We start from the raw sequence: 14,470 nt of genomic DNA on the forward strand, positions 1-14,470 counted from the left end.
CGCCATGACTCAGGGGCGACGCAGATTTGGGCAGGCCACCTCTTCCGGTGCCTGTCGAGCTGATGTCGTAGATGACTCAGCTCGACAGGCACCGGAAGGTAAGTCGCCGGCAGGGCTTCCTCATGCCCGTTCCGGAAACGACGATCATGACCCACCCTGCACCCGCCTCGCCTGGTTGCGCTGTCTCTTAGGCAGAGTCGTCCTGGTCGGTCACCAGCGCGGCCGGTAGCGGAAGCCCATACTTGTCGCACAGGAACCGGGTCTGGCAGTACCGCTGGGCATCGGCGGCCACGCTGCCGAGGATCGCGGAATTCATGCCGGCACCGATGAGAACACCCACGAACGGTACGACCTTCGCGACGTCCTTGACTGCGACCCTGGAGCCGGCCGGCCCCAACTGCTGCATCAGCTTCTCGAGGGCGACCAGGAGGCGATGGTCCGCGCGCAGCTTGGCTGACCAGTTTACGCGGCCCCTGACCGCGCTCGCCGCCCGTGCGGTCTCACGCAACGGCTCGACTTTGGCCGCCTGCACCATGAAGGACCGGCGTACCAGGCGTTGGATGAAGGCCTGTTCGGCGGGGTCTTTGGCGTCGTATCCGTAGGAGTAAGCGACGCGTGACGCGATCGAAGTGCTGAGGACCTGGATGACGAGTATGTCAGCTGTCATGGCGGCGGGGATCCCAGCGACGGGGACCATTGCCAGCAGCCCCATGGTGCCACCTTCGAACGCTCCGGCCGTCCGCCACTTGAGGTTGTTGCGGGTCAGGAGCCGGTCACACACCTTGAGGTCCTGCTGCCGCAGGTCGGTGAAACTATTGAGTTCAAGGCCACGCTTGCGGGCGAGCTTCTCGACGCTCCTCGGGTCATTGAGATCCAGAGCCCAGGCGTTGACCAGCTCAAGCATCGCCGCAGTGGCTTCGAAAGCCGGCCGTAGGGCCAGGCTCGCCACCGCATCGCCTGCACGACGGATCGGTTCCCTGACGGTCTCCGGCACAGCGTCGGTAGCCCGGCTCGCAGCGTTTCGCGCGACCTGACCCGTGCGATCAAGCGCGGCGCTCGCCCAGCTCGGCAGACCACGGCGGTTACTTCGACGCTGCCAGTGCTCGTTGAGCGTGTCCCACACCTGCTGCTCGTGCGCGCTCATCGGGCTTGCCCCGTTGACGAGTGGGTCGGCGTAGGTGCTCATCAAGGCTCCATTTTCGAGGTGGTCACCGGGGCCGCGATGGCACCATCAGCCAACGCGGTGAGAACGCAGCACGGGGACCAAGACCGTACAGGCATAAGGGACAATTCGCCGCTCCGCTTCGCGTCGCCGCCGCCATTAGACCTTGGTCCACACGATCGACCACCACGACGTCCGATCATTGACAGGAACTAGTGTCGACGGGCTGGAAATCGTGTCCAGATTGAGCACTTTAGAACACCTTGCGTGCCGAAACAGTAAAGCGACCGGCACCGACGCAGTCACCACTCATGGTGAAAAGCTGCTGTGGAAGGTAGGTTCTCGCGGATGAGCCGCTCCTGCGAAAGGTGGCCGGTACGTGGCGAGCGTCGATGAGATCTCGGGCGAGCTTCGGAACCTGTTGACCGGCGTCGAGCGGGCGCAGACCCTGACTGCCACCGCCGACCACCAAGCCCAGGAGATCGCCCTACGCGCCGCTGGTGCCGGCTTCGCCGCAGTCACCGCCGGAATGGCTCAGGTGCGCGCCGCCATCTCCACCGTCCAGGGTGGGTTGTCCGGCCTCTCGACCAGAATCGGTGAGACCAGCACCGCCACCGCGACCGTGCCTCGCGGTGCCACCCCGCAGGAGACCATCGCCGGCCTGGCCCCGGTCCAGCAGGGCATCACGACGATCAGGGAAGCAGCGACTGCGACAATCGCCCAGGTCACCGATGCTCAACGCCTCATCTCCATGATCCTGCAAGGCGGTCAACCCGGCCCACTCCTCCAAGCACTCGACGGCATCAAACAGGTGCTCATCCTGCTCGTTCAGCGCACTAGCACCGCGCAGCAGGCCACCGAGGCGGCGATCAACGAGGCGCGACAGCTCGGTTCAGCGGGAAACTGAGCGGGGCTGGCGGGTCAACCCCGGCCAGCCCTCCCCTCAGCTCCAGCAATAGCCGAGGCTCCGCCTCCACCACTCCTGAAACTATGCATCCCTGGAGTAGGCCACCCACTGGCATGGCTGGCGACAAACCGACCGGGCCACGAACCAGGATCGCCCCTGATGTTGACGACAGCACCAGGCGATCGTTGGAGTTGGAGAACGACTGTGCGGACACCCTGGCCGCCAAGGGTTACCGCGTCCACCAGAACCCCACCCCGTCGAGCATCAGCGATGCGTGGGCTCGTACGGGTGATGACGGCGACCCCGAGAAGAATCCTGACTACCTCATTGAGGGGTACGTCTTCGACTGCTACTCACCGAGCGCGCGCACACCCACTCGCAACATCTGGAGCCAGGTGCGAAACAAGATCGATAGAAGGCAGACACAGCGTGCAGTCGTCAACCTGAAGGACTGGCAGGGCGACTTGGGTGCACTTCAACGCCAGTTCGACGGGTGGCCCATCGACCGGCTCAAGGAAGTCGTTGCGGTTACCCCCAACGGTACGATCGTGCAGATTCTCCGGCGAGGATGAGAAGAGGCAGCGTCATGAGCGTGGAGTTCCGACTGACCTTGGCCGGCGATCTCCCCTTGGTAGATGTCGCCGCCCTCACCGCCGCCACCCCCGACGAGCAGCCGACGCCGTCAGCGAGCCCACAGCTGTTCAGCGCCAACCTCTACGACCAGCGAGGTTATGCCCTCAGCGTCCACTCCGGCACCCACGGCTACTACTGGGCCGAAGGTGACGACGACTCCCCGTGGGAATGGGAGCCCGACACCTACGTCAACATCACGTTCGACATGCGTGCCGATGACCTGGTCGACAAGGGCATCCCCAACATGGTGGCAACTGTGGCCCGGGTGCTGGCCGGTCGGGACGAGGATGCGGCCTTGGTCCAGGACGGCAACTATCTGTTGTTGACCCGCACAGCCGGCACTATCCGTAGGCATCGATCAAGCTGGTGGGACCACTACCACCTGGACCATCTCATCGCCTGATCGGGCGGCACTCTCCTGACCGATGGGCGACCGTGGGCTGACGCAGCGTGCATGATCCGGTACCGTGCCACGAGTCCGCGCAAGGTCCTGGGGAGGAACCGCCGCAGTGGCATCCATTGAAGAAGTCAAGGCCGGCATCAACCAGTTCGGCCAACAGACCCAACAGAACGTCGCCCAACTCCGCGCCGTACACCAGTCGTTGGAGCAGAGCCTGAGCATGCTGCGCGCCGTCACCGCCGGCACCGGACACCCCGCCGTCGGCGAGGCCATCGCCCGGATGGAACAGGTACGCGCCAAACTCGACGAAGCGTCCCAGCTCGCCATGGGAGCCGTCGAGGCGACCCGGCAGTACGCCAGCGGCTTCTGAGTAACCACCCGGAAGGTCCCCCATGCCACGCGTCATCGTCCCCGCCGGCCTGACCATGGGCCCCCGCTACCGCTACGTACGCCCACCCGACCCGATCCCCGAGTGCTACGAGATCCACCTCGGCGACGACCTGGTGGAACTGACCGAAACCGAAGCCGCCGTCTGGGCCGCCGCCTTCCACGACGCCGAACGACACGCCAAGCTGGAGGTCAACCGGGAGTCGTTGATCCGGTTCCTGGAGACCGCCCCCAAGCCGGAGCCCAAGGCCACCACCCTCGTGGACAGCCTCATCGCCCGCGGCCTCCTGGTCGAATTCGACACCGACGCCAACCTCGAACCCGTCTTCAGCCGCCACAAGCTCTTCCCGTCGGGCCAGGGCCTCGGCTCCACCGCCGAGGAACCGCACCTGCACCGGGTGGGCCTCGCCAACCAGCCCATCCTCACCCTCCCCAACGACGTGTACGGCCTCTGGTCCTTCTCGAACCAGAGCGCCAACCTGTGGGCGGCTTGCGTCTACTACGCCGCAGCAGACGAAGAAGAGATCGAAGAGGGTGAAGAACCGCTGGGGCTCACGGATGCGGAGATCGCCCGTGATGTCGCCAACCACCTTCCGCTCCTCGTCGCCACGGGGTGCGCCTTCCTCGACCCTGTCCACGAATGAGCTGGCGCAGACGGCAGTACCGGGCCGGTGAGCGACCGGAGCGCTCGTACGCGCGGCGGGTGGGGTTCGAGACGGCCAAGGAGGGTGGGGGCAACCTCGTCCAGCAGGCAGGCGCGGCGCTCGGCGCGCTGGTCGGGCTGCTCGGCGGCAAGGCCGGCCTGCCCCCGTCCGCCTCCGTCATCACCGGCGCCATCGTCGGCAGCGCCCTCGGCAGCATCGGTAAGGGCTTCGTCGCCGCGTCCCTCGACCACATCCGCGAACGACGCGAGCAACGCGCCACTCGTACCTCGGCTGGTGCCGGCGCGGGTCGTAGCTGGCGTCACGTGGGCGCGGGCGGACGTAGCGGCGCAGGTGAAAGCAACGGCCGAGGCGGACGCGGCAGCGGATCCGGCGGGGCCTCGTCGACCGCCGCACCCCTGCCCCGCGTCAGTACGTCGACGAGCATCGCCGGGCAGGTGATCGGTGGGCTGGACACCGTGATGAGCCAGCTCAACCGGGCATCCCGGCGGCTCGCCGAGATCCACCGAGCCATGTGGGACGCCCAGAACGCCCTCAACGCCGTCCTCGCAGGTGGTCGGCCCGATGTCGTACTCACGCTGGAAGGCCAACTGTCCACGGCCCGGGGCCACGTCCACGACGCGACCGGTCAGCTCGCCGGGGCCGCCGACAACCTGGCCACCTACCGATCGGCGATCTGACCCGCCCGGCCTACGCCGCTGCCGCGTAGCAGCGGTCCCGCTCGCTGGCCCACACCTCGTCGTCGGTCAGCTCGCTGTACTCCGGGCGCATCTTCCGGGCCAGCCCGTAGAAGCCGACGCTGGGCTTCCCGCTGTCCTTCGCCACCACGAGTGCGCTCCACAACGGCTCATCCTGACCCGCAGCCCTGGTCGACACCTTGTCCAGGAACACACCCAGAAAGTCCGGCCGAAGCCCGACCCGTTTCGCCAACGGGGCATACCTGATCAGACCCTTGGCCGTCGCGACACCGTAGAGGATGTCGGCGATCCGGTCGACCCGGTCGAACTGAAACGTCTCTGGCATCCGGTGATGCTATCGCCGACCGTTGGTCCTCAATAGAGACCAGACGGACCACAACCTTCAGTACGCGGAGGCAAGTCGGATAGCCGACTGGAAGCCGCTCCCTTGGGGACCGACCCAACTCACATGATCCGGTACGGTGCCACGGAACACGCTCACGGTCCGGGGAGGAGTCGTCGCGGTGACGTCGAACGAAGAGGGCAGTACCGCCGATTCACCTGGCACGGACGATCCGTCATCCAACCCGGACACCGACTCGACGGCGCCATCGACGATCCTGGTGGAAGTACTCCCCGGTGCCGCCATGGTCTTCGGCGAGGTCCCGAAGGAACTCAGGCTCGATCTGATCGACTTCGGGCTCGTGTCGGCTGCCGACCGCACGCAGATCTCCACGGTCCTCGCCTCGATCGGGACCACGGCCGCCGTGGCCGGTAACGTCGGGAACGCGTTCGCCAGCGCGCAGGGGCTCTACCGGATCAGCAGCACGACGCAGGCCCTGCTGAGGGGCGGCGGGGCGCTCGCGGTGAAGGACGGGGCGAACCTCGGCGCGGTGTTCGCCAACGGCAAGATCATCGGTCAGGCCCGGTTCATCCCCGTTGCCACCGTGGGCGCGGCGCAGACAGTAGCGGCGCTTGGGCCAGCGCTGGCCATGATCGCCCTGCAGATGCAACTGAGTACGATAACCGGCCTGGTCAGGACCAACATCGCACTGACCAGTCAGGTGCTCACGACCATCCGGAGCGGGCAGTGGGCCGAGCTGACGGCGCTCGTCACCACCGTCGATCAGACGGTCGACCAGGCGCGAAAGCTCGAATCGGTCCCGACCTCGCTGTGGGACACCGTCGCCGGCAAACGGGCAGACCTGCGTACGCAGCTCGACCTGTACCGGATGAACGTCGGCTCCCACGTCCGGCAGATCCATCGCGTCGACCCACGTGGCCGCCGTGAGTACCTCGAGACGAATGCCGAAGCGATCCTCTTCGACGCAAACGCCCTTCTCGCCTCCCTCAAGGCTTGGATCGGATACCAGGCGCTCCACGCCGCGCGGGCGAGAACCGCTGGCCCCGAAGACACCGCCGAGGCAGCGCTCGTCGACATCATCGCCCAGGACACCCGCAAGGAACTCGACTCCGCCCTTGCCGAGTCGACGCGCCTCATCGACTCGCTGACGCGGGAGTTACGAATCATCGTCGAGCTTCCCGGACGCGCCACCCTGCCACTGACGGGAAAGCGGAAGGACTCCAAGGCAGCCCGCCATACCTCCGCCCTGCTCCTGGAGGCGATCGAGCCCCTTGCCGACGCGCTCCACCCGCCGGTTGCTCCGCTCACGGCTCCGGACGTCGTCTGCGCACCCCGATCGCTGGATCTCGGGCCGTACCTTCGTATCCTGCGATGGCTCCTCGAAGACGGCGAGACCCTGCGCGTCCTCGGCTTCACCGACCAGCCCGACGCCCTCGATCCGGTCTCTGCGATCTTCAGCGGAGCGAGAGACAAGCTGGCAGCAGCGAGGGACAAGGCGGCGACCAAGACACTGGTCGCCGTCACGGACCGACGCATCATCACCGCCAAGGCGAGTACGTTCCTTGAGCAGGGCGAGACCCGTCAGGACATCCCTATCGAGCTGATCCGTTACGTTCGGGTGCCGGCGGCGCAGGACAAGGCCACGCGTTCGGTGATCGACCTCATCACGCGCGACGAGAACATCCGTTGGCTCTTCTCCACCGACATCGACAGCACTGACGTGGACGCACTCGCCGCCGTCCTTGCCGAGTCGATGACGATCCCGGACGTTGAACGCGAGAAGCTTCAACGGCGACACCACATCCCCATCGGGCCCGCCAAGGATCGACCAACGGTAGGTGTCAGCGCCTCCGGTGCAGGTTGAGGTCACTTTTCGGCAGAGTTCGACGAAGCGTCGCGGGTATCGACGTCGAGGAGGTCCGGTAGTCTGCAGCTGTGCTGATCAGGTTCGAGGCCAGCAACTACCGGTCGATCGCCGAGGGCGTCGAGCTGTCGATGGTGGCTGTGGACCGCGACCGGGAGGCCGCCCGGGAAGTGCCGCACCTCGGGGAGAGCCTGTTGACGCTGGCGGCGGTCTACGGGCCGAACGCCTCCGGCAAGTCGAACATCGTCGGCGCGCTCGCCTGGCTGCGCGATGCGGTGGAGGACTCGCTCCGCTTCTGGGAGGACGGCATCCCCCTGGAGCCGTTCGCCTTCGGCACGGGCCCGGAGGAGACCAGCGAGTTCGTCATCGAGGCCACGATCGACGGCGTGCGTTTCGAGTACGTCGTGGAACTCGACGCCAATCAGATCCGGTACGAGGGTCTGTTCCACTACCCGGAGAAGAAGCGACGTCGGATCTTCGAGCGCGAGGGGTTGGAGCTGAAGCTCCAGCGCGGGCTCGGGGCGTTGTCCGGCACCCGGGAGCTGCTCACCGACCGGACACTGGCGTTGTCCGTCGCCCGGCGCTTCGACGTGCCGCTCGTGGCCAACTTCGCCCGGGAGATCCTCCGCATCCAGGTGTTGGGTCAGACGTTGGTCAACGGATCGCCGGGCTTCCTCTTCGGCGGTAGGCGGCCCCGATCGCGCAGGGGTGGCAGGGCGACAACCCTCTGGTTCGACAAGCCGGACGACGACCAGCCCTCCCTCTTCTCGTCGGTAGAGGAGGACGGCAAATGGCCGACCCTGAACCGGCGGGAACAGGCCCTAGCTCTACTCCGCCTGGCGGACCTGGGCATCGAAGATGTCGTGATCGACGAGCAGGAAGTCGTCTACTCCAGCTCGGGCGACACCCGGACCCAACGACGCCTGCGCCTGGTGCACAGGTCCGGTGGCAGCGCCACCCCGATCGAGTTCTCGGCCGAGTCCGAGGGCACGAGGACCTGGTTCCGGCTGATCGGCCCGGTGCTGACAGCCTTGCAGTCCGGCTCGATGGTCATCTTCGACGAGTTGGACGCCAGTCTCCATCCGACTCTCTCCGCCGAGTTGCTGCGCGTCTTCCGCAGCCCGGTCACCAATCCGCACGGGGCGCAGCTCATCTTCACCTCTCACGACACCAGTCTGCTGAACCATCTCAACCGGGACGAGGTGTGGCTCACCGAGAAGCGCCTCGACGGCTCCACCCGGCTTGGTGCTCTTGCCGAGTTCGCCGGTGAGCGGGTACGCAAGTCACAGAATCTCGAAAACGCCTATCTTCATGGCCGTTTTGGCGCCCTGCCCCAGGTCGACCAGACGGAGTTCCTCCGAGCGCTTGGGTTGATTGGCTGACCGACGATGCGACAACGCCGCCGTGAGGCGAAGCCCCTCAAGCGCAAGACCGCCAGCCGCCCGGAACTACGCACCATCGTGGTGTTCTGTGAAGGTAAGAACTCCGAGCCCGACTACATCAACGGGCTGAAGAAGCTACCCGAGATCGCGGACAACACCGCCCTGAACCTGGAGGTTCACCCCGAGCAGGGGGTACCGCTGACACTGGTCAAGATGGCTGCGGACCGGCTCGTCGACCCTGAGGTCGAGGAGTGCTGGTGCATCTTCGACGTCGAATGGCCACGGAACCACCCGAACCTCTTCGACGCCAAGCAGCTCGCGGAGGCCAAGGGCATCGGCCTGGTCATCTCGAACCCATGCTTCGAGGTCTGGCTCATCCTGCACCATCGCGAGTGGAGCAAGTTCGTCAGAACCGACGAGGCCGAAAGCATGAGCCGCAAACTGGATGGCCGGCCAGGGAAAAGCCTCGACAGCGCCATCTACATTCCGTTACGGAAACAGGCAGCACGCCGGGCCGAACGTTTGGAGAAGCGCCACGCCGCCAACGGCACGGCCTTCCCGGACGACAACCCGTCCTCGGGAATGCACCACTTCCTGCGCACTCTCGAACAGAGACAATGAACAGCTCGTCATCCGATCGCCAGCGACTCGGTCGCCCCTGAGCATGGACCGTCCCTGTTGGCCGGGTGTGGGCCCCGTCCCACGGCACTTCCCTGACCGATGGGCGGCCGTGGGCTGACGCAGCGTGCATGATCCGGTACCGTGCCACGAGTCCGCGCAAGGTCCTGGGGAGGAACCGCCGCAGTGGCATCCATTGAAGAAGTCAAGGCCGGCATCAACCAGTTCGGCCAACAGACCCAACAGAACGTCGCCCAACTCCGCGCCGTACACCAGTCGTTGGAGCAGAGCCTGAGCATGCTGCGCGCCGTCACCGCCGGCACCGGACACCCCGCCGTCGGCGAGGCCATCGCCCGGATGGAGCAGGTACGCGCCAAACTCGACGAAGCGTCCCAGCTCGCCATGGGAGCCGTCGAGGCGACCCGGCAGTACGCCAGCGGCTTCTGAGTAACCACCCGGAAGGTCCCCCATGCCACGCGTCATCGTCCCCGCCGGCCTGACCATGGGCCCCCGCTACCGCTACGTACGCCCACCCGACCCGATCCCCGAGTGCTACGAGATCCACCTCGGCGACGACCTGGTGGAGCTGACCGAAACCGAAGCCGCCGTCTGGGCCGCCGCCTTCCACGACGCCGAACGACACGCCAAGCTGGAGGTCAACCGGGAGTCGTTGATCCGGTTCCTGGAGACCGCCCCCAAGCCGGAGCCCAAGGCCACCACCCTCGTGGACAGCCTCATCGCCCGCGGCCTCCTGGTCGAATTCGACACCGACGCCAACCTCGAACCCGTCTTCAGCCGCCACAAGTTGCTTCCGCTCGGCGAAGGCCTCGGCTCCACCCCAGAGGATCCCCATCTACACCGGATCGGCCACGCCGGACAGCCCAAGGCTGCGGTGCCGGTCGACATCTACGGCCTGTGGTCGTTTTCGTGGCGCGATTCCGATCTGTGGAACTCCTGCGTGCTCTATGCAGACGACAGCGAGAACGTCGCCGAAGGCGACGAGCCTTCGGGAGCGACCCCACAGGAGATTGCCCGGGACATCGCCATTCACCTACCGCTGCTGATCGCAGTGAGCTGCGGTTACCTGGACCCGATCTCGGCCTGATGGGCTGGCGTAAAGAGAACCGCCGCCGCAAACAGATCGAGCGGCCGTTCGCGCGGCGGTTCAAGTACGAGAGCGCGAAGGAAGCCCTCGGCAAGCTGGTCGAATGGGGCACCGCAGGGGTCGGCATGCTCGCCGGCCTGGGAGCCGCCAAGTACGGGTTGCCGGTGTCGCCAGGCGTCGCTTCGACCGGTGGGGCGATCATCGGCGGCATGCTCGGTTCCCAGGGCAAGGCACTCGTCGTCGCCGGCTTCGACCACCTTCGGGAACGGCGTGACCAGCGTAGGACGGCAACCACCTCAGCTGGCTCCCGCGCTGCGTCGCCGCAACGCACCGGCAGCTCTGCCGGCGGCGGTGCCACGGCCGGTACCCGAACCGGAACAGGAGCCGGGTCGGCTTACACGCCAATTCGGTCGGGCACCTCGACGAGCATCGCCGGGCAGGTGATCGGTGGGCTGGACACCGTGATGAGCCAGCTCAACCGGGCATCCCGGCAGCTCGCCGAGATCCACCGAGCCATGTGGGACGCCCAGAACGCCCTCAACGCCGTCCTCGCCGGCGGCCGGCCCGACGTCGTACTCACGCTGGAAGGCCAACTGTCCACCGCCCGGGGCCACGTCCACGACGCGACCGGTCAGCTCGCCGGGGCCGCCGACAACCTCGCCACCTACCGTGCCGCGATCTGACCCGCCGGCCGGGCCTTGGACGGATCAACACCCAGCACTCAAGGCGGTGTTCGACCGGGAGAGGCGGCGGGAGTTCGCCGACTGGCTCAAGAGTGGCGGTCTACCGGATCTCACCGGCCCAATCGAAACGGCCGGACCGGACGCGGTGCGAGCCACGAGCTTCAACCGATCGTCCCGCTGAACGGCAGGCCACGCTCGTCCGTAGTGGGGAGGACATCCAGCAGGACCCGACCGAGATTGAGGAGTTCACGATGGCAGGCCCGTCCGAACCCGGATCCGCTCTGCACCATCCTGAGTTTGGCGACCTCAGGAATCCCGCCAACGCCCAGAAGCTCCAGGATCATCTGGTAGCGACCGTGGCTGCGAGTAACGCCGCTGCCGGAACGCCGCAGGAGCAGCAGTTCATAAATGAGCTGTTGCAGCACAAGCGCGGGTACCGGGATGCGGTGCGGTTCCACACTGGCGCAGACGGGCTGACCGGTGCGAACCGCAGCATCCTGGACACCTCCCAGGCCGCAGTGCTCTCCTCGACCGGATCGGGTCAACCCGCAACCCAGGGCAGCTCAGCCAGCCGACCCGCCTCATCAGCCACCGCAGCGCAGTCCACCACCCACCAGCGCTGACCCGCCCATCTGTTACGCCCTGCCGCTGCGCCGGGCGGTCCGTAGCCCGGCCGGGGCCAGGGATGCCGGCTGACCGCCGGCTGGCGGCGAGTACCACGCCGATCCCTGGCCCGAGCTGGCAGCGTCTCCGGGCCCGACCGCGATCAGTTCTGGTTCAGCGCCGTGCCGGCTGCTGGGCGGGGCCCGGTGCGGACTGGGCGGCCGCCTGGTGCGGGCGATGCGGGTCGCTGGCGTTCTGCTGCTGGCCACCCTGCACCGCGGGGCCGACGCCGTTCAACCTCATCTCGGCAACATTGCTCACCGAGCCCGTGGGACCGGACAGGGGCCGATCCCCCGGGACGGGGCCGGCCGGCCGGGACGGGAACTGCGCCCTCGTCGCCTTGAGGTCGTTGCTGAACGAGTGACTTCCGAGCCCGTTCTCGTCGAGCACCCGCTGCATGTTGTCGAGGACGGCGAGGTTCCGCTGCCGCGCCTGCGGTGACACCATCCCGCGCCGGCTGTTGTCAGTCAGGTCAGCCTGCCTGAGTTCGGCGCGGAGCTGCTCCTGCACCCCGTCAAGATCGCGTACGAGCCTGATGGCGTCGTCCAGGGACCTCATCGCCTCGGCGGGCTTGAAATCGGGGTTGTGGTTGCTCCACTGCTCCCGTCCGTTCTCGTTCCGGTAGAACCTGTCGCCGCGTTGCTCCCAGCTGTACTCGTCCTGGCTGCTGTAACCGTCTGCCATGTCGTGCCTCCACGCCTCGCCTGGTCATGTCCGACCTCCTCACGACGTGGCCGGCACCGGACCGGTTCGGCCCGGTTCGACGGCACTTGGGTGAGCTGGAGCACCTCGTCGGATGGTTTATCCGGCCCCCTTACCGGGGAGGGGTCACGCCGACCTGCTGCGCGAACGCGTCGACGGCCGGGTCGGTCAGTAGCGTTGATCACCGTGGCTACGATCGCCTGATGATCGAGGAGCTGGTCAGCAGGGCGGCGGACGGGGACGAGGACGCGGTCGAGGAGCTGTCCACGATCGCCGACGGCGAGCCGCAGCGGCTGACGCCGTACCTGGGTGTGCTGTTCGACCGGGACGTGTGGTGGCCGGCGAAGCTGTACCGGGCGGCCGACGCGGACCTGGTCCGGCGGGTCGTCGAACGGGTCGACGAGGGCCAGCCGCCGCACCGGCTCAACAACCTGCTCGCCGTCCTGGCGCACAGCGGCCACCCGCTGGCCGAGAGCGCGCTGCGCCGCTGGTCGACGCAGCCGCCGGCGGGCGCGGAGCGGCTGCACGTCGACCCGGCACGGTACGCCCACGAGGGTGGCTGGGCCCTCGACCCGGACGGCAGCCGACGGGACCTGTGTGGCGACACCGCGTACCAGTGGGTCATGCGCGAGGGGCCGCGCCGGGCGACCGACACCACCTGCCCGTGGTGCGGGTCGGCGAGCTGGGCCGTCGCGGACCTCGACACCGCCGACCCCGCCACCGGTACGGCGTTGGCGCACACCGGCTGGAGCGGCCGGCTGCTGATCGAGACCTGCCACTTCTGCGCCTGCTACACGACGTTGTACAGCCAGGTCACGCCGACCGGTACCGCGGTCTGGTGGGCCGGCAACACCCGCCCCGACTGGCTTCCGGCGGCGGCCGGGCCGGACGAGCCGCCGAGCGTGCTGCCGACGGTGGGGGCGGCCCTGACCAGTCCGTACCAGGCAAGCGCCTGGGACCGGGGCGGTTCGACCCTGGGCGGTCGGCCGGACTGGATCCAGGACGCCGAGCATCCCGACTGTCCCGGCTGCGGACAACCCATGGCGTACGTCGGCCTGGTCGGCGGCGCGGACCTGGCCGAGTACGGCGAGGGCGCCTACTACCTGCACCTGCACCAGCCCTGCGGGTACGCCGCCGTGACGTACCAACAGAGCTGAGCCGGGTGGGTGCTACCCCTGCCCACGACCGGACGGGCGGGATCCGGAGGGACCGCCGTGGAACTGGCTCGGGGCCTGGTACTGCGGCGGCAACTGGTAGGACGTCCCGGGCGATGACAGGGCGGCGACTGCGGCGACACCAGCCGCGTCGCCGGGGCCCGGGACAGCAGGGACGACCCCCACGACGAGACCACGCTCGTCGCGCTCGAGGCGCCAGGTGCCGGCGGGGGTGTCGTGCCAGGCCTCGAAGTCCCTGAGGTGCCCGTCCGTGATCTTGCTTTCCTTCGGGTGTTTGACTCCCGGCTGGGTCGCCTTCAACCACCCGTGCACGGCGTGGTGATCGATCACACCGATGCTCAGGAACGTGCCGTAGGCCGAGAAGACCACTCCATCCACATTACGATTTTCCTGGTAGCTGAACTCGTAGGTCCCCGGAGTAATACCGTTATTTGCCTCGAAATCCCGGAGATGCTCCTCTTTGAGCCTACTGGGCGACGGCGGCCTGCGCTCCGGATAGGCGACCTTCAGCCACTCGTTCACGACACGGTGATCGAACGAGCCGGTCTCCAGGAACCTGCCGTAGGCCGAGACGACCACGCCGTCCACATGGGGGTTCGGTGGCGTACGATGCAGTTCGTAGACTCCCAGAGGGATACCGTTCTGTTTCTCGAAATCTCGGAGATGCTCTATGTTGATACGGCTGGCGTGCGGATAATTACCATCCGGGTAGGTCGCTCTGAGCCATTCGTGGACGGCGTGGTGGTTGATCGATCGGGGAATCAGGGCAGCGGCACTCTCGCCCGCCGCCGCCCTCAGCGCGGTCAGGTCGAGCAGGAACTCCCGGTAGTTCTCCCGCGGCGTGAGAATCAAGCCCACCACGGTACCGTTCGAGTTTCGTTCCATGCGGTAGGTCCCGACCGGGATCCGGTGGGACCGCTCGAAGTCCTTGAGTTGGCCGGGGCTTACCCCACCGTTGCTCGGCGGATTGACCCCTACGATTCTGAGCCACTCCCGAACCGTGTGTCGATCCGGCTCCGTCAGCGCGATCCACAGATCGTCCGTCACTGGGCACAGTCCGGCCTTGAACTCTGCGTACGTCGTCAT

At 67.1% G+C, this 14,470-nt stretch carries 18 protein-coding genes; 13 read left to right on the forward strand and 5 right to left on the reverse strand.

What is annotated here, in order from left to right:
* Nucleotides 1-187: 187 nt before the first annotated feature.
* The gene (locus tag ACN28G_RS18120) at nucleotides 188-1,186 is read right to left on the reverse strand and encodes an EcsC family protein (RefSeq protein WP_421479865.1); all 999 of its coding nucleotides are present in this window, start codon (nucleotides 1,184-1,186) and stop codon (nucleotides 188-190) included.
* Nucleotides 1,187-1,541: 355 nt separating this feature from the next.
* On the opposite strand from ACN28G_RS18120, the gene ACN28G_RS18125 reads away from it, so the two are divergent.
* The 6 genes from ACN28G_RS18125 (at nucleotide 1,542) to ACN28G_RS18150 (ending at nucleotide 4,831) form a co-directional block, all read left to right on the forward strand.
* Complete coding sequence (locus tag ACN28G_RS18125; protein WP_421479867.1) at nucleotides 1,542-2,069, forward strand: DUF6244 family protein; 528 nt, start codon at nucleotides 1,542-1,544, stop codon at nucleotides 2,067-2,069.
* Nucleotides 2,070-2,254: 185 nt separating this feature from the next.
* Entirely contained in the window at nucleotides 2,255-2,641 is a 387-nt protein-coding gene (locus tag ACN28G_RS18130; RefSeq protein ID WP_421479869.1) for a hypothetical protein, read from the forward strand.
* A gap of 14 nt (nucleotides 2,642-2,655) precedes the next feature.
* Nucleotides 2,656-3,105 carry a SitI3 family protein gene (locus tag ACN28G_RS18135; RefSeq protein ID WP_421479871.1) on the forward strand — a complete coding sequence of 150 codons (450 nt, stop codon included), beginning with the start codon at nucleotides 2,656-2,658 and terminating at the stop codon, nucleotides 3,103-3,105.
* A gap of 106 nt (nucleotides 3,106-3,211) precedes the next feature.
* Nucleotides 3,212-3,472, forward strand: coding sequence for a hypothetical protein (locus tag ACN28G_RS18140; RefSeq protein ID WP_091441838.1), 261 nt, complete (start codon nucleotides 3,212-3,214; stop codon nucleotides 3,470-3,472).
* 22 nt (nucleotides 3,473-3,494) lie between these two features.
* Nucleotides 3,495-4,133 (forward strand): hypothetical protein, encoded by a 639-nt coding sequence (locus tag ACN28G_RS18145; RefSeq protein ID WP_421479873.1) that lies wholly within the window; start codon nucleotides 3,495-3,497, stop codon nucleotides 4,131-4,133.
* Nucleotides 4,130-4,831 (forward strand): hypothetical protein, encoded by a 702-nt coding sequence (locus ACN28G_RS18150; RefSeq protein WP_421479875.1) that lies wholly within the window; start codon nucleotides 4,130-4,132, stop codon nucleotides 4,829-4,831. The genes ACN28G_RS18145 and ACN28G_RS18150 overlap by 4 nt, the downstream gene beginning before the upstream one ends.
* 10 nt (nucleotides 4,832-4,841) lie before the next feature.
* Here the strand turns inward: ACN28G_RS18150 and ACN28G_RS18155 are convergent, their stop codons facing one another.
* Nucleotides 4,842-5,174 carry a hypothetical protein gene (locus ACN28G_RS18155; protein ID WP_091441850.1) on the reverse strand — a complete coding sequence of 111 codons (333 nt, stop codon included), beginning with the start codon at nucleotides 5,172-5,174 and terminating at the stop codon, nucleotides 4,842-4,844.
* 178 nt (nucleotides 5,175-5,352) lie between these two features.
* Between ACN28G_RS18155 and ACN28G_RS18160 the strand changes: the two genes are divergently transcribed.
* The 6 genes from ACN28G_RS18160 (at nucleotide 5,353) to ACN28G_RS18185 (ending at nucleotide 10,844) form a co-directional block, all read left to right on the forward strand.
* Nucleotides 5,353-7,056 carry a hypothetical protein gene (locus ACN28G_RS18160; RefSeq protein ID WP_217628856.1) on the forward strand — a complete coding sequence of 568 codons (1,704 nt, stop codon included), beginning with the start codon at nucleotides 5,353-5,355 and terminating at the stop codon, nucleotides 7,054-7,056.
* 71 nt (nucleotides 7,057-7,127) lie between these two features.
* Nucleotides 7,128-8,438, forward strand: coding sequence for an AAA family ATPase (locus tag ACN28G_RS18165; RefSeq protein WP_421479877.1), 1,311 nt, complete (start codon nucleotides 7,128-7,130; stop codon nucleotides 8,436-8,438).
* 6 nt (nucleotides 8,439-8,444) lie between these two features.
* Nucleotides 8,445-9,059 (forward strand): RloB family protein, encoded by a 615-nt coding sequence (locus ACN28G_RS18170; RefSeq protein WP_091441857.1) that lies wholly within the window; start codon nucleotides 8,445-8,447, stop codon nucleotides 9,057-9,059.
* 183 nt (nucleotides 9,060-9,242) lie between these two features.
* Nucleotides 9,243-9,503 carry a hypothetical protein gene (locus ACN28G_RS18175; RefSeq protein WP_091441838.1) on the forward strand — a complete coding sequence of 87 codons (261 nt, stop codon included), beginning with the start codon at nucleotides 9,243-9,245 and terminating at the stop codon, nucleotides 9,501-9,503.
* 22 nt (nucleotides 9,504-9,525) lie between these two features.
* The gene (locus ACN28G_RS18180) at nucleotides 9,526-10,161 is read left to right on the forward strand and encodes a hypothetical protein (RefSeq protein ID WP_421479879.1); all 636 of its coding nucleotides are present in this window, start codon (nucleotides 9,526-9,528) and stop codon (nucleotides 10,159-10,161) included.
* Nucleotides 10,161-10,844, forward strand: a complete 684-nt coding sequence (locus tag ACN28G_RS18185; protein WP_421479881.1) for a hypothetical protein — start codon at nucleotides 10,161-10,163, stop codon at nucleotides 10,842-10,844. Before ACN28G_RS18180 ends, ACN28G_RS18185 begins: the two co-directional genes overlap by 1 nt.
* Nucleotides 10,845-11,005: 161 nt before the next feature.
* Here the strand turns inward: ACN28G_RS18185 and ACN28G_RS18190 are convergent, their stop codons facing one another.
* Together ACN28G_RS18190 and ACN28G_RS18195 are read right to left on the reverse strand one after the other, a co-directional pair.
* Nucleotides 11,006-11,269, reverse strand: coding sequence for a hypothetical protein (locus tag ACN28G_RS18190; protein WP_091441868.1), 264 nt, complete (start codon nucleotides 11,267-11,269; stop codon nucleotides 11,006-11,008).
* A gap of 352 nt (nucleotides 11,270-11,621) precedes the next feature.
* Entirely contained in the window at nucleotides 11,622-12,191 is a 570-nt protein-coding gene (locus ACN28G_RS18195) for a hypothetical protein (protein WP_421479883.1), read from the reverse strand.
* A gap of 221 nt (nucleotides 12,192-12,412) precedes the next feature.
* Here ACN28G_RS18195 and ACN28G_RS18200 point away from each other — a divergent pair, with 221 nt between their 5' ends.
* A complete protein-coding gene (locus tag ACN28G_RS18200) occupies nucleotides 12,413-13,366 on the forward strand; it encodes a hypothetical protein (protein WP_091441875.1) in 954 nt (317 codons plus the stop codon).
* Nucleotides 13,367-13,378: 12 nt separating this feature from the next.
* On the opposite strand, the gene ACN28G_RS18205 is transcribed toward ACN28G_RS18200, so the two are convergent.
* Nucleotides 13,379-14,470, reverse strand: a complete 1,092-nt coding sequence (locus tag ACN28G_RS18205) for a hypothetical protein (RefSeq protein ID WP_139135738.1) — start codon at nucleotides 14,468-14,470, stop codon at nucleotides 13,379-13,381.

It is taken from the genome of Micromonospora sp. WMMA1923 (assembly GCF_049179195.1).
Classification (GTDB): domain Bacteria; phylum Actinomycetota; class Actinomycetes; order Mycobacteriales; family Micromonosporaceae; genus Micromonospora; species Micromonospora yangpuensis.